Genomic DNA, 25,548 nt, shown 5'->3' with positions numbered 1-25,548 from the left:
AGATAGAAGATTTAAAAAATCAATAAAAAACTTGACCTAATCCTAATAAAATCGAAAAAAGAAATGTTGACATGGCTAATACTTTAAGCTGACCGTCAAATTCTTTGGGATCTTTAATTTTATTTATAATTACAAGATGTCTTAATAGTGGAATAAATGCTATGTAGAAGATGAAATTATATGGTGAAGAATAATATAAGATCGAAAACAAAATAGAGACTATTAAGGCAGTAATGATCAAAATAGTATGATATTTTTTAGCCTTATCCTTACCCAGTTTTACAGCAATCGTGATTTTATTAGATTTTATATCTGAGTTTATATCTCTCATATTATTTAGATTTAAGACACCAACACTCAATAATCCTATAGAAATTGCTGGTAATATAACCACATGATCTAAGCGTAAAGTAAATAAAAAGTAACTACCAATTACACTCACAAAACCAAAGAAGACGAACACATATATATCACCAAGAGCTCTGTAACCATAGGGAGAATGACCAACTGTATAGCTCATAGCTGCATAGACACAAATGCCTCCTAAAACTAAAAATAGTAGAGCATAAAATAAATTACCACTTCCAAATGCATTCCATATTAATAGAAACGTGAAAAAGATAACGATAAGGATATTGATTTTAATACCTTCGAACATAAGTTCTGGAGAAATCTCTCCACTTTGTATAGCGCGTTCTGGTCCAATTCTTTCATTATTATCTGTTCCTTTAATTCCATCTCCATAATCATTAGCAAGATTAGATAGAATCTGCAAACTCATCGTTGTTAGTATTGCCAAGATAAAAATCCAAACATTAAAAGCTCCGTTGTATTGGGCAATACATGCACCAACAATGATTCCTGAAACTGAAAGCGGTAAGGTTCTTAAACGCATGGCAGATAGCCATGGTTTTATTTTTTGTATCATCTATTGAACAAATATTAAGGAATCCACTTTTTATTAAAATTAGGTTTACGCTTTTCAAGAAATGCATTTCTACCTTCAATGGCTTCATCTGTCATATAAGCCAAGCGAGTAGCTTCACCAGCAAATACTTGCTGACCAACCATACCATCGTCAGTTAAATTCATAGCAAATTTTAACATTTTAATAGAGATTGGTGATTTTTCTAAAATCTCTTGAGCCCATTGATAGGCTGTATCTTCTAACTCATCATGAGGAATTACAGCATTAACCATTCCCATGTCATGAGCATCTTGAGCTGAATAATTTCTACCTAGGAAAAATATTTCTCTAGCTTTCTTCTGACCAACCATTTTAGCTAAGTATGCTGAACCATATCCACCATCAAAACTAGTAACATCAGCATCTGTCTGCTTAAATATAGCATGTTCTTTACTAGCTAAAGTTAAATCGCAAACCACATGTAAACTATGACCACCTCCTACTGCCCAACCTGGAACGACTGCAATAACAGCCTTAGGCATAAACCTAATGAGGCGTTGTACTTCTAAAATATTTAATCTATGATAACCATCGTCACCAACATAACCTTCCTTACCTCTGGCTTTTTGATCGCCTCCTGAACAAAAACTCCAAACACCATCTTTAGTTGAAGGTCCTTCTGCAGATAACAAAATAACACCTATAGATGTGTCTTCATTGGCATCATAAAAAGCATCGTATAACTCTGAAGTTGTATGTGGTCTAAAAGCATTTCTTACATCAGGACGATTAAATGCTATTCTGGCAACACCATCACATTTTTTGTAAGTAATGTCTTTGTAGGTTTTTGCTGTTTTCCAGCTAATTTCTTTCATAATTGATGATTATAAGACTGTAAAAATAAGGATTTTAAACATTATTCTTTTAAGTAAATTCCATCAGATTTAATATCAATTGCTCTGCTTTTATAAAGTGATCCTATCGCTTTTTTAAAGCTCTTTTTACTCATCTGAAAGACGTCTTTAATCTCATCTGGATCAGATTTATCTGTAAATGCTAAAAAACCACTGTTATCGTTAAGTTCGTCTAAAACCTTTTGCGCATTAGGTTCTATGCTTCTATATCCTATTTGCCCTAAAGTAATATCTAACTTATTATTATGTCTTATCTTTTTAACAACACCCTTTAGTTGATCTCCAATTGAGATATCCTGAAAAATATTGTTATTAAATATTAATCCAGCATGCACCTTATTTACAATAACATTCATACCAATATCTGATGGATGAGAAATAATAACATCTACCTCATCAAATTGCTCTACTGTAAGGTCTTTATTACTTAGAAATCTATTGGTTTTACTAGAAGCCACAAGCCTATTTGTTTCATCATCTACATAACAGTGAACCAAATACCATTGACCTGTTCTCATTTTAAACGCTTGTTCTTTAAACGGGCAAAATAATTGCTTTACTAAACCCCAATCTAAGAAGGCTCCAAATTTTGTAACTTCGTTACAGCGTAATAGTGCAAAATCTCCTGCTGCAATATATGGAGAATCTGTTGTTGCAACTGGTCGTTCTTCATTGTCTAAATACACAAATACCTTGATATTATCACCTATTTCAAAAGCTTCAGGCACATAACGATTTGGCAATAAAACTTCATTGTCTTTATCATCTCCCAAAAACAAACCTGGTTCCGTATCTCTTAATATGGTAAGCGTATGGTATTTTCCTATTTCAATCATTTGGCAAAAATAGACATAAAAAAAGCGCTATATACCATTAGCGCTTCATAATTTATATAGAACTCTACTAGTTGTAAATAGACTCCTTATTTAAATCTTTTGTTATTAAATAATACACTACAGCTCTATATTTATTCTTAGTAGAACGTCCATAAGTATCCATAGCATTATTTAGAGCAGCATCTGCTTTACCAGCATCAGATACACCTAATTTATTTTTAATGAAATTCTGTTTAACAGTCTCACATTCTTTGTCATCTGATGCAGATACAGTAGAAGCGTCTCTATTGTAGATAGATGGACCACAACCAATTGTAACTTTAGTTAATAAATCCATATCAGGGTTTACACCACATTTGTCTTTTAGGTCTGCTGCGTACTTAGCTATTAATTCATCTCTTTTACTCATTGTAAATTATTTTAGGTTAATAATGATTTAAATATACTTAATAAGACACAGGTTTACTTATAAAGTCACGTTAAAAAAAAGTTATGCTATGAATTTAAAATAGTTTAATAAAACCTCATCATTTAATGTTGAAGGTGTAAAAATTTCTAACAACTTTGGTTTATCATTATCTGTGTAGAAGTCAGTTATTGTATCTGACAATTGATTCAAATTTTTGGCAGATAGATAATCAATACCATACATCTTACATAGATTTTCGGCAGTTAATTGGTGTTTCGTTTCAAAATAAGTATCAAAATTTTCTGAATTCTTATGACCAGGAAGTATCCTAAAAATACCACCTCCTTGGTTATTAATAATAATAATTCTAAACGAATTAGGTATATCATTATTCCACAAGGCATTACTATCATAAAAGAAACTTAAATCACCTGTAATAAAAATAACAGGTTGTTTTGATACTGATGCATAACCTATTGCTGTACTAGTACTTCCGTCTATACCACTTGTACCTCTATTACAAAACACATTAAGTGTATTGTTTAAACTAAATAATTGTAAATATCTTATAGCAGAACTATTACCTACTTGTAAAATATAATTATTTGGTATTGACTTTAAAATTATACCGAATACTTTAAAATCTGAATAGTCAATAGTATTTAAATATTCTGAATGTTTTACTAATCTATGATTTCTTACAGATTTCCAAAAGGGTTTATATGAACTAGGAATGGATTTTGTTTTTGGTAAAAACTGTTCTAAAAAGGTATTAGTATTACCTATTAAATGTTTACTTAAGCAAAAAAATGTGTCGTTAGCTTTTTTAGGATCGCTATGCCAATGATGTTTTGGTTGGAATGCTCTTAAAAATGCTTTTACTTTTTTAGATATAACCATACCTCCAAATGTGAGAAGAACATCTGGTTGCAGACTTTTAAACTGATCTTCACTTAATGGGGCAATAATTTGATCTATACTCGGAAAAAACTCATTGTGATATAAATTAGATGTTGTTTCTGTAAATACAATAACACTATCATCATTAGCTAAGACATCTAACCATTGCTGATGAATTGTATTAGGTAAATTTACACCGACTAATACTAGTTTTCGTTTAGCAGAATTCCAAATATTCACTAACTGATTCAAATCTTCAGTATTTGTTTTTTTAACATTAATCTCTGGTTTAATGTCCTTTGGATTAACTGAAGGTTGCTCTAGGGTATCGTAAAGCGGCTCACTAAAAGGAATATTAATATGAACAGGACCAAAATCAATAATAGCCTTATTTAAAGTCCTATTAATTTTTATAGAATTTTCTTCCAGAATACTCTGTTGCAGTCCTAAAAACTTCTCTAATTTATTCTCAATACTTTTCATTATCGGAATCTCATCAGTAAGTTCATACTGAGATTCATTTAAATCTAGTTTTAGATTTGTAGCCTGAAGAACATGTGATCCATATACTTGTTTTTGATTAATGGTCTGTCCATCTCCTATATCGACTAAATGTTTTGGTCTATCTGCTGATAAAACTACCAAAGGGATATTACTATAAAACGCTTCAGCAATTGCTGGGAAATAATTTAGTAATGCACTACCAGACGTGCAAACTAAAGCCACAGGATATTGAATATTCTGAGCAATTCCTAAGGCGAAAAATGCAGCACAGCGTTCATCTACAATACTGTAACATTTAAAAAAAGAATCGTGAGTAAAGCCAATAGTTAATGGTGCATTTCTGCTTCCCGGAGAAATTACAATATGCTTAATACCTTTAGCTTTGCATAATGCAACAATAGTTTGAGCTAATGGAATTTTGGGATATTTCATCTATGTACAAAGATACGAATACACCTTTGTATTTTATAGAAAACATTAGTTAAACTCGCTCTATCTTAGCACCAATTGCTTTAAGTCTAGAATCTATATTCTCGTAACCACGATCTATCTGTTCTATATTATGGATAACTGATGTTCCTTTTGCTGAAAGTGCAGCAATAAGTAAAGAAATACCAGCTCTAATATCTGGAGACACCATAGTAGTTGCCTTTAATTGGCTTTTAAAATCGTGACCGATAACTGTTGCTCTATGAGGGTCACAAAGAATTATTTTTGCTCCCATATCAATTAATTTATCTACAAAAAATAGTCGACTTTCAAACATTTTTTGATGTATAACAACCTCACCTCTAGCTTGCGTAGCAACGACCAAAACAATACTTAATAAATCTGGAGTAAATCCTGGCCAAGGTGCATCGGCAATCGTTAGAATAGAACCATCAATATAGTTTTGAATTTCATAACCATTAGTATGCGCTGGTATATATATATCATCGCCTTGTCGTTCTAGAGTAATACCAAGTTTAGCAAATACATTAGGAATTTGTCCTAAATCGTCCCAGCTTACATTCTTAATAGTTAGCTCGCTTTTAGTCATTGCTGCTAAGCCAATCCAACTACCAATCTCAATCATATCTGGTAGCATTCTATGATCAGTTCCACCTAAACTATCAACACCTTCTATGATTAGCATATTAGAGCCAATTCCTTTGATGTTTGCTCCCATTCTATTAAGCATTTTACAAAGCTGTTGTAAGTAAGGTTCGCATGCTGCATTGTAGATGGTTGTAGTACCTTCAGCTAAAACAGCAGCCATAACAATATTTGCAGTACCAGTTACAGAAGCTTCATCTAAGAGCATATAAGTTCCTTTTAACTTCTCTGCTTCTACACCATAAAAATAATCCTCTCTATTATATCTAAAGCTGGCTCCTAAATTAATAAAACCTTCAAAATGAGTATCTAAACGTCTGCGACCAATCTTATCTCCACCTGGCTTTGGGATGTAACCTTTTCCAAATCGTCCTAATAATGGACCAACAATCATTATTGATCCTCGCAATCCACTACCATCTATTTTAAACTGTTCGGTTTCTAAGTACTCTAAATCTATTTCATCAGATTGAAATGTATAGGCATTTGTATCAATTTTTTCAATCTTAACACCTAGCTTAGCCAGGAGTTTAATGAGTTTATTTACATCTACTATATCTGGAATGTTGTGTATAGTAATTTTATCTGGAGTAAGTAAAACAGCACATAAAATTTGAAGTGCTTCATTTTTTGCGCCTTGTGGTTGGATTTCGCCTTTTAATTGATGACCTCCTTCAATTTTAAATGTTCCCATTTATACTAGTAGCGTTTTCTATTACGATTATTATTCTTTTTACCTCCTTTTTGGTTTTTATGAGAATGCTTCTTTTTTGAACGCATTAAACTTGATGAATCAATTAATGACTCTTCTGAGTTTTTTAAATTAATAGTTCCTTTTGAAAGCTCATATAAATGATCAAAAATAACCATATCTTCAACCGTATCTTTGTTCCAGTTTAAGAAACATTTCTTCATATGGTTGGCAATAGTCATTACTAAAGCGTCTTTCATTTCGCCTTCTTCCCATGTTATAGCAACATCTATCATAGTTTTTATATTGTTACCATAAAAACGATATTTAGGATGGTTTTGAGGATAATGCAAAGGTTCAGGGTGCTCTTCTAATAATTCTTTTGATGGCTTATCGTAAGGTGAATCGGCATCTAACTCAAAGTTAGACATTATGAACAATTGATCCCAAAGCTTATGCTGAAAATCTGGCACATCTCTTAAGTGAGGTTGTAGATTTCCCATGACTGATATGATGGCTTTGGCTAATTTATTTCGTTCCTCTTTGGTATCACGTGTTTTTGCGTGATTAATCATTTTCTGAATATGTCTTCCATATTCAGGAATAATGAGATGTTCTCTCTCTGTGTTGTACTCTAAATCGTCAATCAAAATATAAAAATATGTGTAGTCAATAAAAACGTGCTCGTAGTGTCAAAGCACATGCGCAAAGTACAAAAAAAATGAAAAATGTTATCCCATTTACAGAGAAATAACACCTTTTACATTTTCTGCTACCTCTTTGTACTTAGAAATCACTGCATCAGGATCTTTCATCATTACATTAATAGAGATACTTGTATAGTTTCCGTTCTTAGATTCTGTTGTGTTTATTACAGCTCCTAAATTATTAAATAAAGACTCTACGCCTTTAATATTTTTAGTATCAGATTTTACAATAAACTTATACAAATACTCGGTTGGCCAAGTTGCCGTTTCGTATAATTGTGCTCTTAGTTTATTGTAAAATTCTTCGGATTTATCTCCTGTACTCATGTTATAGATTTAAGATTGCAAATATAAGGTTTACTTTGCATTTTTTATTTCATTTCAAATTCACGAATTTTACTGCGAAAACCTTGCCACATTGAACACTAAACAAATTGTCATTACTGGAGGACCAGGAACCGGAAAATCTTCAATTATTAATAATCTCATTGAACGAGGTTTCACCTGTTTTGAAGAAATTTCTAGACAAGTAACCTTAAATGCCAGAAAAGAAGGCATTGAACAATTATTTTTAACAAAACCTTTATTATTCAGTGAGAAACTTTTAGAAGGTAGGCTACAACAATTTAATGATGCAAAAACCAGTACTGAAGGCATAGTATTTTTAGATAGAGGCTTACCAGATATTTTGGCTTATATGGATTATATAGGCGATTCATATCCTCAATATTTTATTGATACTTGTCATAATAACATTTACGATAATGTATTTGTTTTAGCACCTTGGCAAGACATTTTTAAGAGTGATAGTGAACGCTATGAAACGTTTGAGCAAGCTATTACCATTCATAATTATCTACTCTCAACCTATAAAAGGTTTGGGTATCATCTTATTGATGTACCTTTTGGAAGTATAGAGCATAGAACCGATTTTATTTTAGACCTCTTACATTTGCAGTAATGCAGCAACCTTTAGACGTATTAGAACGCTACTGGAATTATACTTCCTTTAGACCCTTACAGCAAAATATTATCGATGCTGTATTAAATAATGAAGATACTTTTGCATTACTACCTACAGGTGGCGGAAAATCGGTTTGTTTTCAAATTCCTGCACTTATAAAAGAAGGCATCTGTATTGTAATTTCACCTTTGGTTGCACTGATGAAAGACCAAGTAAATCAGCTGAATCAAAAAGGTATTAAAGCCATCGCTTTAACCAGCGGAATCTCCTATACTAACTTAGACACTCTATTAGATAATTGTATTTACGGAAATTATAAGTTTTTATATTTATCTCCAGAACGACTTCAACAAACTATTGTAAAAGAACGTATTCAGCAAATGAATGTAAATTTAATTGCTGTAGATGAAGCACATTGTATTAGTCAATGGGGAAATGATTTTAGACCTGCTTATAAAAATATTTCTCAATTAAGAGAATTAAAGCCACATGTTAATGTTATTGCTCTAACTGCTACTGCAAAAGACACTATAATTAAAGAAATCATTGAAGAGTTAGATTTTGTGGCGCCAAAACTATTTAAAGGCTCATTTGCAAGAGATAATATTATTTATAAAGTTATTGATACAGAAGACAAACTTTACTATCTTAAACTTACACTTAATAAATATCCTGGAACTTCTATTATTTATGTAAGAAACAGAAAAACTGCTGAAAATATTAGTAATTATTTAATTACTAAAAACTTTAAAAGTACCTTTTACCATGGTGGTATTGATTCTAATTTAAAACAAGAGCGTCTAATAGATTGGACTGCAGACCGAACACCAATTATGGTAGCAACTACTGCTTTTGGTATGGGAATTGATAAACCAAATGTAAGATCTGTTATTCATTTTAATTTACCAGAAAGTATTGAAAGTTATTATCAAGAAACAGGACGAGCAGGACGAGATGGTAAATCAGCTCTAGCAGTAATACTAAAACAAAATACTGATGAAGCTCAATTAAAACGTCAGTTTTTAGATACTTTACCAGATAATGATTTTGTGAAATTAGTATACAAAAAGCTAAGTGCCTATTTTCAAATTTCTTATGGTGAAGGCGAACAGGAAACCTTTTCTATTAATTTTAATTCATTTTGCAACACTTATAATTTAAATAAAACTATCACATTCAACACCTTAAAACTATTAGACAGACATAGTATCATTAGCTTATCGCAACAATTTAATTATCAAACTAAAATTCAGTTTACAATATCTAATGAAAGATTGTTTGATTACTTAAATAAGAATAAAAAAAATGCCATACTTGTAAAAGTTATTTTACGAACTTATGGTGGTGTTTTTGACCATCTTACTAAAATAAATCTCAATATTATATCTAATAAATCTGAACTTTCTCAGACCAAAATTTTAGAAATTTTAAAACAACTAGAAGAAGACAATATTATAACTTTAATAACATCTAACACTGATGCAGAAATTACGTTTTTAGTTCCACGAGAAGATGATAAAACTATTAATGTGATAAGTAAAACTATTACAGAGCAAAACAATATTAAAAAGGAACAGGTGCAATCTGTAATAGAATATATAAAAAATGAAACGCGTTGTAAAAGCTTACAACTCTTAGACTATTTTGGTGAAACATTAGTAACACCATGCGGAAAATGTTCTGTCTGTAAGTTAGATGTTAGTGCAGAAAGTAACTCTAACATAACAAATGTGATACTTATTAGCTTAAAGAATAACGAATTATCATCTAGAGAATTAATACTTCAACTAAATTATTCTAACCAAGACATAATTAATGGTATAAAAGAATTATTAGAAGAGGATAAAATTACCATCACACCACATAATACTTATAGAATAAAATGATAAAAGATACATTGAGAATTGTTTTTATGGGCACACCAGATTTTGCTGTAACAACCCTTAAAACAATATTAGAGCATAATTATAATGTTGTTGGTGTAATTACTGCACCAGATAAACCAGCTGGTCGAGGACGAAAACTAAATGAATCTGCTGTTAAAAAATTTGCTTTAGAGCAACAGCTTAACATCATGCAGCCAACCAACCTCAAGGATGACAATTTTATAGAAGAACTCAGATCCCTTAATGCAAATCTTCAAGTAATTGTAGCTTTTAGAATGTTACCAAAAATAGTTTGGTCCATGCCTAAATATGGTACGTTTAATCTACATGCTTCTCTTTTACCAGAATATAGAGGAGCTGCACCAATTCATTGGGCTATTATTAATGGTGAAACAAAAACAGGAGTAACTACATTCTTCATAGATGAAAAAATAGATACAGGAGCTATAATAGATGCCGATGAGATTTCTATTGAAAATTCTGAAACTGTTGGTAGCTTACACAATAAACTTATGGTTTTAGGCAGTAAATTAGTGATTACCACAATACAACAGATAGAAAATGAAACTGTAACAACTAAAATTCAGCCTAAAAAAAAGAACCTCAAAACAGCATACAAACTCAATCCAAAAAACTGTAAAATAGATTGGACAGAAAATACACTTAATATATACAACAAAATTAGAGGTTTAAATCCTTTTCCATCAGCATGGTGTTTTTTAAGACTTAATACTAAAGATTTAAGGGTGAAAATTTTTGATATTGATTTCTGTGTAATTAAGCATAATGAAACCCAAGGAAAAGTAGTCATTAAAGATAAATCTTTACAAGTTTACACAAAAGATGGTTACATAATAATAAAAGAAATACAACTTCCTGGGAAACGAAAAATGGAAGTTAAATCGCTTTTAAACGGATTTAAATTTTCAGAGGATGCTATTATGCTCTAAACCCTTACTATTGTTGATTTTATAAAAACATAGACAAAATACACTGCCTTTATTAACAAATATCTTAAGTTATCAACAAAATTACGGATTTCGCAGGCTATTGCTTGCGTAGGTGGATTATCCGCATAATTTTGTATGTGGATTTAACAATAACGTTTAACCCACTATTTAATAATTTAAAAATTAAAATTTATGAACAAAACAGATTTAATCAATGGAATGGCAGAAAATGCTGGAATTACTAAAGCTGCTGCTAAAAAGGCGTTAGATTCATTATTAATCGACATTGAAGGAGCATTACAAAAAGGTAAAAGAGTATCTTTAGTAGGATTTGGATCTTGGTCAGTTTCTAGAAGATCTGCAAGAGATGGAAGAAACCCTCAAACTGGAGCAACTATAAAAATCAAAGCTAAAAACGTAGTAAAGTTTAAAGCTGGATCTGATTTAAGTAGTGCTGTAAACTAATTTAAAGATTAGAATATAACTAAAAACCTGTCTTAACGACAGGTTTTTTTTGTGCTTGTAATTAATAAGTATTGTCTAATCTAAAAAAATGTAGTAGCTTTAGTATTAAATCACAAAAAAAGCAAATGATTACAAATCAACCAAATAAAGGCGACCTACTTATAGCAGAACCTTCTATAATAGGAGATATTTCATTTAATAGATCTGTAATATTACTAGCTGACCACTCTAAGGAAGGTTCCATAGGCTTTATTTTAAACAAACCATTAGATTATAAACTCAAGGATTTAATTACAGATACAGATTCTAACTTTGAGGTTTTTAATGGTGGTCCTGTTGAGCAAGATAACTTATACTTTATTCATAAAGTTCCTAACTTAATACCTGATAGCATCGAAATTTCTCTAGGTGTTTTTTGGGGAGGAAATTTTGAAATTGTCTTAAATCTTCTCGAAAAAGATCAGTTAAACAAAAAAGATATTCGCTTCTTTCTTGGCTATTCTGGCTGGGAAGAGGATCAACTAGAAGCTGAAATGGATTCAAATGTCTGGTTGCTTAAAGAAAATATTTACAAGGCATCATTGATTGAAAAATGTTGTTCCTCCTTTTGGAAGGAAAAAATGTTAGAACTTGGAGGTGAGTATAGTTTATGGTCTAATGCTCCAGAAAACCCAAGCTATAATTAAATTTTGGAATTTAGTTTTTCCAAAATATCTAGTGCAACCACATTATTATATTCTTTTTTTCTGTATTTAGTAATAGGTTGAATTCCCATAATTACGTTAGTAATAAATAACTCATCAGCCTTTTGAAGCTCAAATGGCGATATTGAAGTTTCTTCCACCTCATACTTATCTGAATATTTAATAATACCTATTAATTGCTTTCTAAGAATTCCGTTTAAACAACCATCTTCTATTGCAGGTGTTTTTATAAGATTATTTTTTACTAAAAATAAATTACCATTTGTTGCTTCAATAACATTCTTATCGGTGTTTAAAAGTAAACAATTTTGCAAATCATTTTCGGCAGCATAAATACTCGCTAAAATATTAGGTATTTTAGAAGACGATTTTATTGATGATAATAATCCTGGTGCTATAAAATGATCTTTAAATAAATCAACTTCATATCTGAGATGATTAGGTGTTTTATAAAAATGCACATCTAAGTCTTCGCAAACAATACTAAAATTCACCTCATAGTTTTTAGGCAAATAACCACCTTCATTACCTCTGTCTATAGTTATTCTTACTCTTGCATTTTTAGAGTTTAAATTTAATGCAATAAGAAGTTTTTTTACTTCATCTTCAAGAAACTCCATTGTAAAATGCATAGGAATTTCTATTCGCATAATACGCATAGAAGCCATTAATCTAAAATAATGATCTTCCCAAAATAAGATTTTACCTGAGGCAATTTTAATAGTTTCAAATAAACCATCACCAAACTTATAACCTCTATTTTTAACTGATATTACTGTAGTATCTTCAACAAGGATTCCGTTAAAATTTATCATAAAAAAAGTCCCGAAAAAATTCAGGACAAATATACTTTAATCTTTAGTGAAATTCTAAGCAGAACCAAGAACTTGTTTTAAACTCGAAATCTGATTCTCCCAAAGCATTTTAGTTTCTTCAACTTCATCATCATCGGCAAAATCAGTAACTATTAAAGAAACATCTTTAGTTATTTCATCTACTTGTATACGTATTTCAAAATAGCATGAAGGATAATCCTCCTCATCTTCCATCCATCTAAACTTAACACGTTCACTACTCTTTTTACTGAGTAATTTAGCCTGCTCCTCACTATCATCCCAAATAAAGGTATATAATTCTCCTCTAGAATTTACATTATCAGCATACCATTCAGACAAACCAGATGGTGTAGATATATATTGAAAAATTAATTGTGGTGATGCTTGTATTGGGAATTCTAATTCAAACTTTACTTTATCTTCCATAAATCCAATAATTAATTCGCTCAATATATACATTAATTACCTAGTTTAAAACTAAATATTTAAAAATTATTTTTCACTTATTATAGTTTGCAACCATTGAATTTGTTTTTATATTTGCAGCCTCTTTTGGCGAGGTAGCTCAGTTGGTTAGAGCGTCGGATTCATAACCCGGAGGTCACGAGTTCAATTCTCGTTCTCGCTACACCTATAAAGTCTAGCAAAAAATTGCTAGGCTTTTTTTTATTCTTAATAAAATGACCCCAAATATTTTATTTTAATAGAAGAGGATTTAAAACGTATAATATTCTTTCAAAAGAATAAAAAATGAACTTTTGTAAGTAATAGTTTATTTAAAAATTGCTTTTTATCGATTTTTTTTGCTTTTCATGGAGTTTTTTCAAATATAATTTTATATTAGCATCGCAAATATTCATTAAACCCCAAATCTGATGAAAAAAATTACCCTTGTGTTTGCATTAACTTTGTTATGCTATAATGCTAACTTTGCGCAAACAAACTTACAAAAAGCACAAAATTATATAGCTTCTAAAGGCGAAGTATGTTTTGTATTTACCGCTAACTCTGAAGCTCAAGTAGAAGAGATTTCACAATTCTTAACTATTGGACATAAAGTTAATAGAGAAACTCTAGAGATTGAAGCTTATGGAAACGAAGAAACATTTGCTCAATTTTTAACTTACGGATTACCTTATCGTGTAAACCAAAGTGATAATGAGTTTAATCCGCATGCATCTCCATCATATGATGTTAATGCTTGGGACACAACTTGGGATCAATTTCCTACCTATTCACAATATGTTAGTAAGATGAATTATTTCGCTTCTAACTATCCTAGTTTATGCACTCTAGAAGTTATTGGTACAACCTCAACAGGACGAGAGTTATTGATGCTAAAAATTTCGGATAATGTAGCTTCTAAAGAAGCAGAGCCTGAGTTTTTATATACATCTTCCATGCATGGAGATGAGTTAACAGGTTATCCTTTAATGATTAGGTTAATTGATTACTTATTAACCAACTACGGAACAGATACAGAAGTAACAGATTTGGTAAACTCAACTGAAATTTATATCAACCCATTAGCAAATCCTGATGGTGCATACAGAGCTGCAGGTAGTAATACTATTACTAATCCAAGACGTGGTAATGCAAATAATATAGATTTAAACAGAAATTATGCAGATGATGTTGCAGGTATTCACTATGATGGTAACGACTATGAAGCAGAAACCAAAGCCTTTATGGATTGGGAAGCAAATCATAATATTGTATTATCAGCAAACTTCCATGGTGGTACTGAAGTTGTTAATTATCCTTATGATAATACTTATACAAAACATGCAGATCATGATTTTTATGAGCATATCTGTAACGAATATGCAGTAAATGCTCAAAATGATAGTCCAAATAACTACTATAATGGTGTATCTGGAAGAAATGCAGGAGGATCTAATCATCCTAACTACATGACTGTAGAATATGATGATCCTGAAAACCCATCAAGCCCTGGCGTAACACAAGGTGTAATATGGTATCAAGTTTATGGTGGTAGACAAGATTATATGAATTTTTACAGACATTCTAAAGAGGTAACTATTGAGCTTTCTTTTGATAAGTTTGTAAATCCTTCAGAGCTACCAAACCTATGGACATTTAACAAACAAGCTTTGTTAGATTACATAAAACAAGCAAACTCTGGCTTTCAAGGCCTTGTTACTGATGAATCTGGGAATCCTATCGTTGCTCAAGTTTCTATTGCTGGGCATGATGCCAAAAATTCTAATGTATTCTCTGATAAAGATTTAGGTGATTATTACAGATTAATTAAAGGAGGAACATACAACGTTACCTTTGAAGCTCCTGGCTATGTTGCTCAAACTATTAGTGTAACAGTTACAGATAATACAACAACAGTACAAAATGTAACTATGGTAGCATCTACTGCAAAGCCAACTGCATTAGACACTACAATTAATACAGGAGAAGCAGCATCATTAACAGCCTCAGGTAACGGAACCCTTAATTGGTATACAAGTGAAACAGAAAAAACACCTGTTTATACAGGTGCAAACTATACGACACCTGCATTAACAGAAACAACAACGTATTATGTTGAGGATGTTATTTCTAAACCTAATGCTGGCTCATTAGATAATAGTGCTAATGGAAATCAGTTTACTGGAGGATCCACAGAACGCTATTTGGTTTTTAGTAGCACAGAACAAGTTAGATTAAAGTCAGTAGAAGTTAATGCTGGGAATACAGGTGAAATGGAAGTTCAACTTCAAGATAGCTCAGGTAACATGCTAGACTCTAGGCTAGTTTTTATTGAAACTCCAGGTGTTCAGGATATTGATTTAAATTTTGTTATTCCTATTGGCACTAACATGAGATTGGCAAGTAAAGAAATGTCAAGCGGATTTACACTTTGGAGAAATAACACTGGTACAAACTATCCATATACAAATGGACCTATAAATATTACAACAAGTAATGTAAGCACACAATATTATTATTTTTTCTATGATTGGAAAATAGAGGAAGTTAAAAGTGCGAGAGAAGATGTTGTAGTTGTAGTTGAAGATACACTCTCAGTGGCTGAAAACGATTTAGAAAGTACTACTATTTATCCTAACCCATTTAACAATACTATAAATATTAAACTACCTAGTCAGTATTCAACAGAAAGTATTTCTGTAGAGATGTATGATGCACTTGGCAGAACTATCAGACAGTTCTCTGTTTTAAATTCTAATAATGGTGCGTATAATATATCTAATCTAGATAATCTTTCTAATGGCACTTATTTTGTAAAAATAACAGATAACAATACCAATAATAGTATAGTTAAACAGTTAATTAAGCAATAGTTTTTATTACATAAATGATAAAAAGCTGTAATTATTAATAATTACAGCTTTTTTATTTATCTGATAATCAGATAAGTAAAATATAAAAGTGTATTTCATCGATTATTTTTGCATTTCATAGAATTCAATGATATATTTGAATCGTAATTATATAGTCCCAAACTATAAAATTTAACCGCTTATGAAAACCTTTACACTTTCAATTAGAGAGTATATCACCCTTTTTGGTATACTTTTATTTGCTCAATTAGTACATTCGCAAACTACGATTAATACTGATAATTTTAATTCAGGTAATTTTCCTTTTGTTTATGCAGGTCCTCCAGCAACGCAATGGAATAGTGGTGGTACAAATTGTAATCGTAGAAATCCAGGACAAGACAGTCCTACAGGAAGTAATTCTATAAGATTAAGAAATGGAACTGGTACTTCACTTATGACTACCAGTAATATTAATTTATCAACCTATACTACCGTTGATTTCTCCTTTCTTTTCATAGCTAGTGGAATGGAAGTAGGCGAAAGATTTGAAGTACAATTTTGGGATGGTTCTACCTGGAACATTGTAACAACCTATACTAGTGGTACAGACTTTAATAATGGAGTAACTTACACTCCAACACTAACATTAACATCAGGATCTCCATATACATTTGCAACAACATCTCAATTCAGAATACGCAACTTTGGAAATCAGAATAACGATAAAGTTTTTTTTGATGATGTTTTAATTGAAGGTTATGCAGCGGCAGGACCGGAAATTAACATTACTGGATTAGGAACAACAATAAATGATGGAGACACTACGCCATCTTTAACTGATGATACAGATTTTGGTGATGTAGATACAGCCTCTGGTACTAATGTGAATACATTTACAATTCAAAATACAGGAACTGCTTCTTTATCAGTTGGTACAATTACAATTTCTGGAGCTAATGCTTCTGATTTCACTGTTACAAGTGGCCCAGCAACTTCAGTGTCAGCAGGTGGTAATACAACATTTAATATCACTTTTAATCCTAGTGCAGATGGTATTAGGACTGCCTCAGTAAGTATTGTTAATGGAGATAGTGATGAGAACCCTTACAATTTTGATATAGAAGGCACAGGTACCTCACCTTCTTATTGTAATTCTAATGGTAATAGCACTGCAGATGAATACATTGGCAGAGTTCAATTAAACACAATAGATAACTCCACTGGTGCTGGTATAACAAGTACAGGATATTCAGACTATACTGGTATAAATACAACCGTAACACAAACAACTAGTTATACAATTACTATAACACCTACATGGTCTGGAGCAGTTTTTAATGAAGGCTATTCTGTTTGGGTAGATTGGAATCAAGATTTAGATTTTGGTGATGCTGGAGAACAAGTTTTCACAACAGGACCAACGAATACAACTCCAGTATCAGGAAGTTTCACAATCCCAGGAACAGCCAATTTAGGGAGCACAAGGATGCGTGTTTCAATGAAGTACAATGGTATTCCAACGGAATGTGAGTCTTTTGGTTATGGTGAAGTAGAAGATTACACAATTATTATAAATCCAGCGCCTTCTGGTCCTGAGATAAATATTACAGGTTTAGGAAATAATATAAATGATGGAGATACCACTCCTTCACTCACTGATGACACAGACTTTGGTACTGTAAATACACCTGCTGGTGTTAATGTCAATACTTTTACAATTCAAAATACAGGTACTACCTCACTATCAGTTGGAACTGTTACAATATCGGGAACTCATGCAGCTGATTTCAGCTTAGTAAGTAGTCCTGCATCATCTGTAGCATCAGGTGGAAATACTACTTTTTCAATCTCATTTGATCCTAGTGCTGATGGACTAAGAACAGCTAATATTAGTATTATCAATAACGATACTGATGAAAATCCATATAACTTTAATATACAAGGTACAGGCTTTACACCAACTCCAGAAATCAATATTACTGGTCTTGGAAATACGATAACAGATGGAGATACAACTCCTTCATTAACAGACGATACAGATTTTGGCGATGTAGATACAGCCTCTGGTACTAATGTGAATACATTTACAATTCAAAATACAGGAACTGCTTCTTTATCAGTTGGTACAATTACAATTTCTGGAGCTAATGCTGCAGATTTCACTGTTACCAGTGGCCCTGCATCTTCAGTGTCAGCAGGTGGTAATACAACATTTAATATCACTTTTAATCCTAGTGCAGATGGTCTAAGGACCGCATCTGTAAGCATCGTTAATGGAGATAGTGATGAAAACCCATATAATTTTGATATAGAGGGAACAGGCTTTACACCAACTCCAGAAATAAATATTACTGGTCTTGGAAATACCATAACAGATGGAGATACTACGCCTTCATTAACTGATGATACCGATTTTGGCGATGTAGTTGAATCTGGTGGAGCAACAAATGTAAATACATTTACTATAGAAAATACAGGAACTGCTTCTTTATCTGTGGGTGCAATTACAATTTCCGGTACTCATGCTTCGGATTTTACCGTTACGAGTAGTCCAGCATCTTCAGTAACAGCTGGAGGTAGTACTTCATTTGATATTACATTTAATCCTAGTGCAATAGGATTAAGAACAGCTTCAGTTAGTATCGTTAATGGTGATAGCAATGAAAATCCATATAACTTTAATATACAAGGTACAGGAACTCTTCCAAGTTATTGTACTTCTAACGGTAATCTTACATATGATACTGGTGTAACTCGCGTACAATTTAATACTATCGACAATTCTGATGGCTCTCCAAAAGATAATGCTTATGAAGATTTTACAGCTATCAACACTAATGTTAATCAAAGTACATCTTATAATTTATCTGTAAACGTAGATACTGATGGAAATTATACTGTTCATGCTTGGGCTTGGATTGATTGGAATCAAAATGGAGATTTTGGTGATGCAGGTGAAGCATACGACCTTGGTGATGTTACAAATGTATCAAATGGTGCTACAGATCTATCTCCTTTATCTATAACAATACCTGGAACAGCCTCATTAGGTACTACTAGAATGAGAGTTTCTGCAAAATTTGGCACTGATCCATCTTATTGTGAAACTGGTTTTGACGGTGAAGTCGAAGATTACACTATTATTGTTGATCCTGCAGCAGCATCACCAGAAATGGATGTTTATGGTAATGGTTTACAAATAGTGGATGGAGACACAACACCTAATCTAGCTGACGATACTGATTTTGGAAGTACTGATATAACCGTTGGATCAGTTACTAATACCTTTACAATAAGAAACACAGGAACCAATATTCTTAACCTAACTGGTACTGGACCAACATTTGTGGCAATATCTGGGGCACATGCAGGAGACTTTACAGTAACTGCCAACCCATCAACACCTGTAGGAATAGGATCTAATACTACATTTAATATTACCTTTAATCCAAGTGCAGTTGGTCTAAGAACAGCAACTATAACCATTGCTAATGATGACCTAAATGAAAACCCTTATAATTTTGATATTCAAGGTACAGGATTTACAAATGCACCAGAAATTAATATTCTAGGTAATGGAATTACAATAGCTGATGGAGATAATACTCCTAATATTCTTGATGATACAGATTTTGGAAACATTGATATTACAAGTGGATCTGATATTCATACATTTACTATTCAAAATACAGGATCACTAAATCCTCTAACATTAACTGGAGGATCTCCTTATATTTCTGTTAGTGGTGCTCATTCAGGAGACTTTAGTGTAACCGCAGCTCCTACTTCAACTATATTAGCAGGCTCTAGTACAACATTTGATATTACTTTTAATCCAAGTGCATTGGGTTTAAGGTCAGCAACTTTAACTATTGCAAACAACGATTCTGATGAAAATCCCTATAGTTTCGCAATTCAAGGAACAGGAACTGATATTTGTGGAGGATATGTAACAACTTATCCTTATTCTGAAGATTTTGAAATAGGTTTAGGACAGATAGCACAAGATGGTGCCGATGATTTTAATTGGACTCGACAAACGGGTTATACAAACACTAATGAGTCTGGCCCTTCATCTGCAAGCAGTGGTTCTTATTATTTATACACTGAAGCAAACTTAAACAATAACTTTACAGCTAACCTATTTACTCCATGTCTTGATTTAACAGGAACATCAAATCCCAGATTAACTTTCTATTTCCATATGCATGGTATTGACATAGGTACAATAAATGTTGATTTAAGTACTGATAGTGGATCAACTTATCCAAATAATCTTTGGTCACAAACTACTGCAGTCCAAGGAGAAGAAACCTCTTCATGGATACCAGTTAGTATAGATTTATCGAGCTATATAGGTCAGACAGTTAAATTAAGAATTCAAGGAAATGTAGGTAATGGAAATAAAGGAGATATGGCTATAGATAATCTCATTATTACCGATAGAAGTATCCCTACCGAAGCACCTGGCGGAATGACTACAGACATTTCACTTTGGTTAAAAGCCAATGATGGACTTAGTTATACCGATGGTCAATCTGTCGCTCTATGGGAAGATCAGGGTGTTGGTGCTAATGCCAAACCTCATACTAGTGGACAAGAACCAACCTATAGAGATAATGTTAATAAAAATATAAACTTTAATCCAGTTGTAGAGTTTGATAACACATTTGCCTCGTTTTCCTTAGATGATGATTTTGAACATTCGGATACAAGTACCGAATTCTTAGAAGGTGATTTTGGCTATTTTACAGAAGAATTATTCATAGTTATAATACCTGATGATACAGCAATAAATAACAGTTTTGGTTTTATGGATGTTATATGTGGTGATTCTGACACATCTAACAATCAAACAGATACTACAGGTATTGGATTTGGAGATTTTTCTGGAAGAATTAGTAATGAAATAATTTGCTATGCTCACTCAACTTATACCCAAACTGAACCTGGTGATGGTTATGCCGTTTCTGAAATAGGAACAGGTTCTAGTTATGATAATGTAGGTATTATCAACACAAGAAGAAATACAGGGAATACTCAACAAGAATTATTCTACAATGCCAACGACATTGGAACCAACCAAAATGATGTTCCAGAATTTTTAAATAGTGATGATACAAGATATTGGATTGGTAGAAGTAAAGGTTGGAAAGCAACTACTAATGCTAGGATTGCTGAAGTTATTTCATTTAAAGACAGACTTAATGATACAGATCTTACTGAAGAACGCAATAGAGTACAATCTTACCTAGCTATTAAATATGGTATTACACTAGGAAGCAATGGTACATCACAAGATTATGTAGATAGTGACGGAACTGTTATTTGGGATCAAAATACTGGAGTTCCTGCTGAGGATGTATTTAATTATGATATTGCAGGTATAGGAAGAGATGATGCTTCTAACCTATTACAAAAACAATCTCGAAGTGTTAATAATGATTTAGATGGGGCATCTAGAGGTCGTGGTGTATTAACTATGGGAATATCTTCTATATACGATACAAATAAATTAAACCCAGATTCGCAACTTAATGATAAAGAATTCTTGGTATGGGGAAATAATGGTGTTGATTTAGATATTAGTCAGGCACCATTTACTGTAAACATGAGTTCAGATATAGGTGTTGCTTTAACCACTGAAGTTGAGTTTGAAGCTATAAGTAGAATATGGAAAGTCGTTGAAAATGGAGGTGATATACCAGAAGTTGAAATACAAATTCTTACAAGTGCTGTAAGAACTGCAACTCCACCAGATGGACGCTATTTAATGTTCATTTCTGACTCACCAATATTTAATCCAACAGCAGATTATAGAGTAATGACAGCCACTACAAATGAGCTAGGTGAAGCTACACTAAGTACTAATTACGATTTTGATAACACTAAATATATAACATTTGGTTGGGCACCAGAACGTGTTTTTGAACGCTCAATATTCTTTGATCCAGCAGATACAAATTATGTGGATATGGAAGATGCTTTAGATGTTAATCCATCTGAATTTACGATTTCTTCTTGGGTAAAAAGAGAAAACATTACTTCTTTAAACACATCTATATTATCAAAGAGAAATGTAAAGCCAGGTGTAGGTAATTATACAGAAGGTTATGATTTCACAATTAATACTACAGGAAGATTTGAAGTTAACTGGAGAGACTCTGGCGGAAGTTACAGAAGTATTGCGTCATCTATTGCAATACCTGCAGATGAGTGGCATCATTTAGCAATTATTCATAATGGCACAAGAGCTACTTTATACATTGATGGTGTAGAAGATACTTCAGCTAATTTAGCACCACCAGCTGCAACTGACGAATCATTCTATATTGGTGCTGCTGCAAAAAATACGCCTCAGAACTTTTTCCATGGAAACATTGATGAAGTAAGAGTTTGGGATGCTGCATTAACAGAAGGTCAATTACATTACATAATGAATCAAGAGATTGAAGCGAATGCAACCTTTGTCTCTGGAAAATATTTTAACGATATTAGTGTAACACCAACAAAAAACGATGTTAGCACTCTACCGTGGAATGATCTAGCTGGTTATTATCCAATGTCTACCTATACCTATACAAATACAAAAGATGAATCTGGTAAAGGAAATCAAGGTGCTCTGAGAAATCTTAGAACTGTAGACAGACAAACAGCTCCATTACCTTATCAATCCACTCAAAACGGACAATGGGATACTAATTCCACTTGGGCGAATGGATCAGTTCAAACAATTCCAGGCACTACATCAATAGTAGATAATACTGTATCTGTAGATTGGAATATTGTAAGAACAACGCACAATGTAACCATAGACGATGACTCAGATCTACCAATTTCAAATAATGGTATTAGAAGTGTGTTAGGACTATTAGTAGATAATAATGAACTAACAGTTAGTGGAGATACTGATCAAACTGCTGGAGACTACGATGGTTATGGTTTAACAGTAAGTCATTATTTAAGATTAACCGGAAAAATTGACCTTGAAGGTGAATCACAATTAATTCAAACAGAAGACAGTGATTTACTAGTTACTGCAACAGGTGAGCTAGAAAGAGATCAACAAGGGACCTCTGATACGTTTACTTACAATTATTGGTCTTCTCCTGTAGGAGAAACAGATGCAGGAACAAACAGATATAGTTATTCTGTACAAAACGTAATGTATGACAACACAACACCAATAAATTTCTTAGCCTCAGGTTATGATGGTACAGATACTAACCCAGTTGGTATTGCAGATTACTGGATTTGGAAATTTGCTAGTCAAGCAACCGGAGAATATTCTGCATGGCAACATGTTAGACGCTCAGGAACAATTCTAGCAGGTGAAGGATTTACAATGAAAGGTCCAGGCTCAGGTGACATTGCCGATGACCAAAACTATGTATTCCTAGGTAAACCGAATAATGGTAATATTAATTTAAGTATTGGTGCTGACAACGATTACCTTGTTGGGAATCCATATCCATCAGCTATAGATGGTAGACAATTCATATTAGATAATGGAAGTGTTATTGGAGGAACAGGATCAACTACAGGTACATTATACTTCTGGGAACATTGGGGCGGAGGCTCTCACATACTGGCAGAATACTTAGGAGGTTACGCAACTTATAACCTTTCTGGTGGTTCTCCTTCAGCTTCATTTGGAGTTAATGATCCAGATGTTGGTACTGGTGGTACACCAAGAAAACGTCCAGGACAATATATCCCAGTAAGTCAAGGTTTCTTTGTCACATCAGAAGGTTCTGGCGGAACCATAAACTTTAATAATGGCCAACGTATTTTCGTTAAAGAAACAGCTTCTTTAACTGGCAATTCAACTTTTATGAGGATGAATAATCCTTCAGAAGATACATTTGTTGATGATAGAATGAAATTTAGGATTGGATTCTATTCTGTAAATACTGTTCAAAGACAATTATTACTAACTATTGATAGTGATGCTACTGTAGGTAAGGATTGGGGATTTGATGGCAAAATAAATGAAAATCAAATCGATGATATGTATTGGATGATAGAAGATGAAAAATTCATAATACAAGGTAGTAACGAAGCCAATGAAGATTCTGTTTATCCTTTAGGAGTAAAAGTAGATGATGATGGTGCAAATTACATATCAATTAATGAGTTAGAAAACGTTCCTTCTGATATCACAGTATATGTTCACGACAAGGATCTAAACATTTATCACAACTTATCAGCAGATGGAGAATATGAAGTATTCTTATTAGCTGGTGAGTATAACGATAGATTCGAAATTACATTTAGCAATCAAGACTCTCTTAGTATAACAGAAAATACAATAGCTGGTGTTAATGTGTATTATGCCAATGATATTGAGAGCATTGTATTACGCAATCCAAAAAATATAGACATAAAATCAATTGAAATGTTCAATTTACTAGGACAATCAATAATAAGTATAGAAAATATTTCAGATAGCGGTTATTCTGAATATGAAGTTAAGAACTTAAGTAGTGGAACTTACATCATTAAATTATTTACTGTAAGCGGTTCGGTATCTAAGAAAGTTATTGTAAAGTAACACGCCCCAAATCTTTATTTCTTAACCTGAAAAAGCCTCGATTAACTCGAGGCTTTTTTTTATTAAATCACTTTATCGCATTTTTTATACATATTATCGTATTTTTAAACAAATTTGTATATATTGACATCTGAATAATGTTAATTAATTCATTTTCAATTAGTAAAGTTACATTTTAAAGTTATTTAACGTCGTTAAACGATTAAGTTAGAAGTGAAATCTTTTTAATGGTAACTTAGTTTATTCCCTCATTTTTAAGTTAATAGCAAGTTATTTTCCCTCAAATTTAGTATGAGTATCTACTCATTAGTTATTTGTGTCTTAAGGTCTTAAATTATGAGAGAAAATTACTTATTATCATTATTTCTTGGATTTATTGGAGTATTCATCTCTTTTTCGCAGTCTGGGATTAATGAAAGCTATGCCATTGTTAGTATAAATGGAGCAGCTAATGCTTACTATGATTTACAGGCAAATACCGGAAATATAGATTTTGATAGTGCTAACCTTGGTACATTTAATATGTCTAACCCATCTGAAACTTTGGTTCTAAATGGAGCACAGAATAAAACTTATAAATGTAATACTGACCAAATTACCAATGGCTTTTTAAATTACAGAATTTACCTTTCTTCAAATCCAAGTCCTCCCGCTTTTATAGGCTCTCAAATTTTCTTTTTAAGTAATGATGGAACAACTGGTTGTGGAGGAACCGATCAATTACAAACTTGGGAAGCAATTGCTGCTAATATTAATGTCCTTAATGGTCTATGTAATGGTGATTATATTTTAGAAGTCTATACGACTGCTGATTATACGTTTACTTCTGGTGGTGGTGGTTCTGGCACTCACTTTGCAAATAACGCAATTGCTAATTATAAAGCCAATTTTACAATACAAGATGATATAGATCCTACCATTACATGT

Annotated in this window: 18 protein-coding genes and 1 tRNA gene; 9 read left to right on the top strand and 10 right to left on the bottom strand. The window is 32.3% G+C overall.

Translation table 11 applies throughout. The annotated features are described in order from the left end of the window. Window positions 1-19 precede the first annotated feature (19 nt). The 8 genes from menA to RM697_RS12185 form a co-directional block, all read right to left on the bottom strand. On the bottom strand, window positions 20-928 hold the full coding sequence (menA, locus tag RM697_RS12220) for a 1,4-dihydroxy-2-naphthoate octaprenyltransferase (protein ID WP_311428185.1): 909 nt from the start codon (window positions 926-928) through the stop codon (window positions 20-22). 14 nt (window positions 929-942) lie between these two features. Continuing rightward, the gene (locus RM697_RS12215; RefSeq protein WP_311428184.1) at window positions 943-1,782 is read right to left on the bottom strand and encodes a 1,4-dihydroxy-2-naphthoyl-CoA synthase; all 840 of its coding nucleotides are present in this window, start codon (window positions 1,780-1,782) and stop codon (window positions 943-945) included. 41 nt (window positions 1,783-1,823) lie between these two features. Then, complete coding sequence (locus RM697_RS12210) at window positions 1,824-2,657, bottom strand: CvfB family protein (RefSeq protein ID WP_311428183.1); 834 nt, start codon at window positions 2,655-2,657, stop codon at window positions 1,824-1,826. Between the two features lie 67 nt (window positions 2,658-2,724). Continuing rightward, complete coding sequence (locus tag RM697_RS12205) at window positions 2,725-3,066, bottom strand: DUF2853 family protein (RefSeq protein WP_311428182.1); 342 nt, start codon at window positions 3,064-3,066, stop codon at window positions 2,725-2,727. 81 nt (window positions 3,067-3,147) lie between these two features. Continuing rightward, window positions 3,148-4,902, bottom strand: a complete 1,755-nt coding sequence (menD, locus tag RM697_RS12200; protein ID WP_311428181.1) for a 2-succinyl-5-enolpyruvyl-6-hydroxy-3-cyclohexene-1-carboxylic-acid synthase — start codon at window positions 4,900-4,902, stop codon at window positions 3,148-3,150. 49 nt (window positions 4,903-4,951) lie between these two features. Continuing rightward, a complete protein-coding gene (gene murA / locus RM697_RS12195) occupies window positions 4,952-6,259 on the bottom strand; it encodes a UDP-N-acetylglucosamine 1-carboxyvinyltransferase (RefSeq protein WP_311428180.1) in 1,308 nt (435 codons plus the stop codon). A gap of 5 nt (window positions 6,260-6,264) precedes the next feature. Further along, window positions 6,265-6,906, bottom strand: a complete 642-nt coding sequence (locus RM697_RS12190; RefSeq protein WP_311428179.1) for a DUF4290 domain-containing protein — start codon at window positions 6,904-6,906, stop codon at window positions 6,265-6,267. 90 nt (window positions 6,907-6,996) lie between these two features. Next, the gene (locus RM697_RS12185; RefSeq protein ID WP_311428178.1) at window positions 6,997-7,290 is read right to left on the bottom strand and encodes a DUF493 family protein; all 294 of its coding nucleotides are present in this window, start codon (window positions 7,288-7,290) and stop codon (window positions 6,997-6,999) included. A 91-nt stretch (window positions 7,291-7,381) separates the two neighbouring features. On the opposite strand from RM697_RS12185, the gene RM697_RS12180 reads away from it, so the two are divergent. From RM697_RS12180 to RM697_RS12160, 5 genes are all read left to right on the top strand, one after another. Beyond that, window positions 7,382-7,924, top strand: a complete 543-nt coding sequence (locus tag RM697_RS12180) for an AAA family ATPase (protein WP_311428177.1) — start codon at window positions 7,382-7,384, stop codon at window positions 7,922-7,924. Next, window positions 7,924-9,813: a RecQ family ATP-dependent DNA helicase gene (locus RM697_RS12175; protein ID WP_311428176.1), complete on the top strand. Its 1,890-nt coding sequence runs from the start codon at window positions 7,924-7,926 to the stop codon at window positions 9,811-9,813. Before RM697_RS12180 ends, RM697_RS12175 begins: the two co-directional genes overlap by 1 nt. Next, window positions 9,810-10,763 carry a methionyl-tRNA formyltransferase gene (gene fmt / locus RM697_RS12170; RefSeq protein WP_311428175.1) on the top strand — a complete coding sequence of 318 codons (954 nt, stop codon included), beginning with the start codon at window positions 9,810-9,812 and terminating at the stop codon, window positions 10,761-10,763. Before RM697_RS12175 ends, fmt begins: the two co-directional genes overlap by 4 nt. A gap of 192 nt (window positions 10,764-10,955) precedes the next feature. Then, window positions 10,956-11,228, top strand: coding sequence for an HU family DNA-binding protein (locus RM697_RS12165; RefSeq protein WP_311428174.1), 273 nt, complete (start codon window positions 10,956-10,958; stop codon window positions 11,226-11,228). 125 nt (window positions 11,229-11,353) lie between these two features. After that, window positions 11,354-11,914, top strand: a complete 561-nt coding sequence (locus RM697_RS12160; RefSeq protein ID WP_311428173.1) for a YqgE/AlgH family protein — start codon at window positions 11,354-11,356, stop codon at window positions 11,912-11,914. Here RM697_RS12160 and RM697_RS12155 read toward each other — a convergent pair. Both RM697_RS12155 and RM697_RS12150 read right to left on the bottom strand, forming a co-directional pair. Next, window positions 11,911-12,747, bottom strand: coding sequence for an aminotransferase class IV (locus RM697_RS12155; protein WP_311428172.1), 837 nt, complete (start codon window positions 12,745-12,747; stop codon window positions 11,911-11,913). The two genes, RM697_RS12160 and RM697_RS12155, sit on opposite strands and share 4 nt — an antisense overlap. 54 nt (window positions 12,748-12,801) lie before the next feature. Continuing rightward, a complete protein-coding gene (locus RM697_RS12150; protein WP_311428243.1) occupies window positions 12,802-13,194 on the bottom strand; it encodes an START-like domain-containing protein in 393 nt (130 codons plus the stop codon). A gap of 128 nt (window positions 13,195-13,322) precedes the next feature. Between RM697_RS12150 and RM697_RS12145 the strand changes: the two genes are divergently transcribed. From RM697_RS12145 to RM697_RS12130, 4 genes are all read left to right on the top strand, one after another. After that, window positions 13,323-13,396: transfer RNA gene (locus RM697_RS12145), tRNA-Met, on the top strand. 247 nt (window positions 13,397-13,643) lie between these two features. Then, window positions 13,644-16,085: a M14 family zinc carboxypeptidase gene (locus tag RM697_RS12140; RefSeq protein ID WP_311428171.1), complete on the top strand. Its 2,442-nt coding sequence runs from the start codon at window positions 13,644-13,646 to the stop codon at window positions 16,083-16,085. Window positions 16,086-16,266: 181 nt separating this feature from the next. Continuing rightward, the gene (locus tag RM697_RS12135; RefSeq protein ID WP_311428170.1) at window positions 16,267-24,621 is read left to right on the top strand and encodes a choice-of-anchor D domain-containing protein; all 8,355 of its coding nucleotides are present in this window, start codon (window positions 16,267-16,269) and stop codon (window positions 24,619-24,621) included. Window positions 24,622-24,957: 336 nt separating this feature from the next. Then, window positions 24,958-25,548: hypothetical protein (locus RM697_RS12130; RefSeq protein WP_311428169.1), on the top strand; the 591-nt coding region annotated here is incomplete at its 3' end.

Origin of the sequence: Microcosmobacter mediterraneus (assembly GCF_031846265.1) — a bacterium.
GTDB lineage: Bacteria > Bacteroidota > Bacteroidia > Flavobacteriales > Flavobacteriaceae > Microcosmobacter > Microcosmobacter mediterraneus.
Note: the sequence above shows the minus strand (reverse complement) of the source record. Positions and strands in the feature narration are given on the sequence as shown.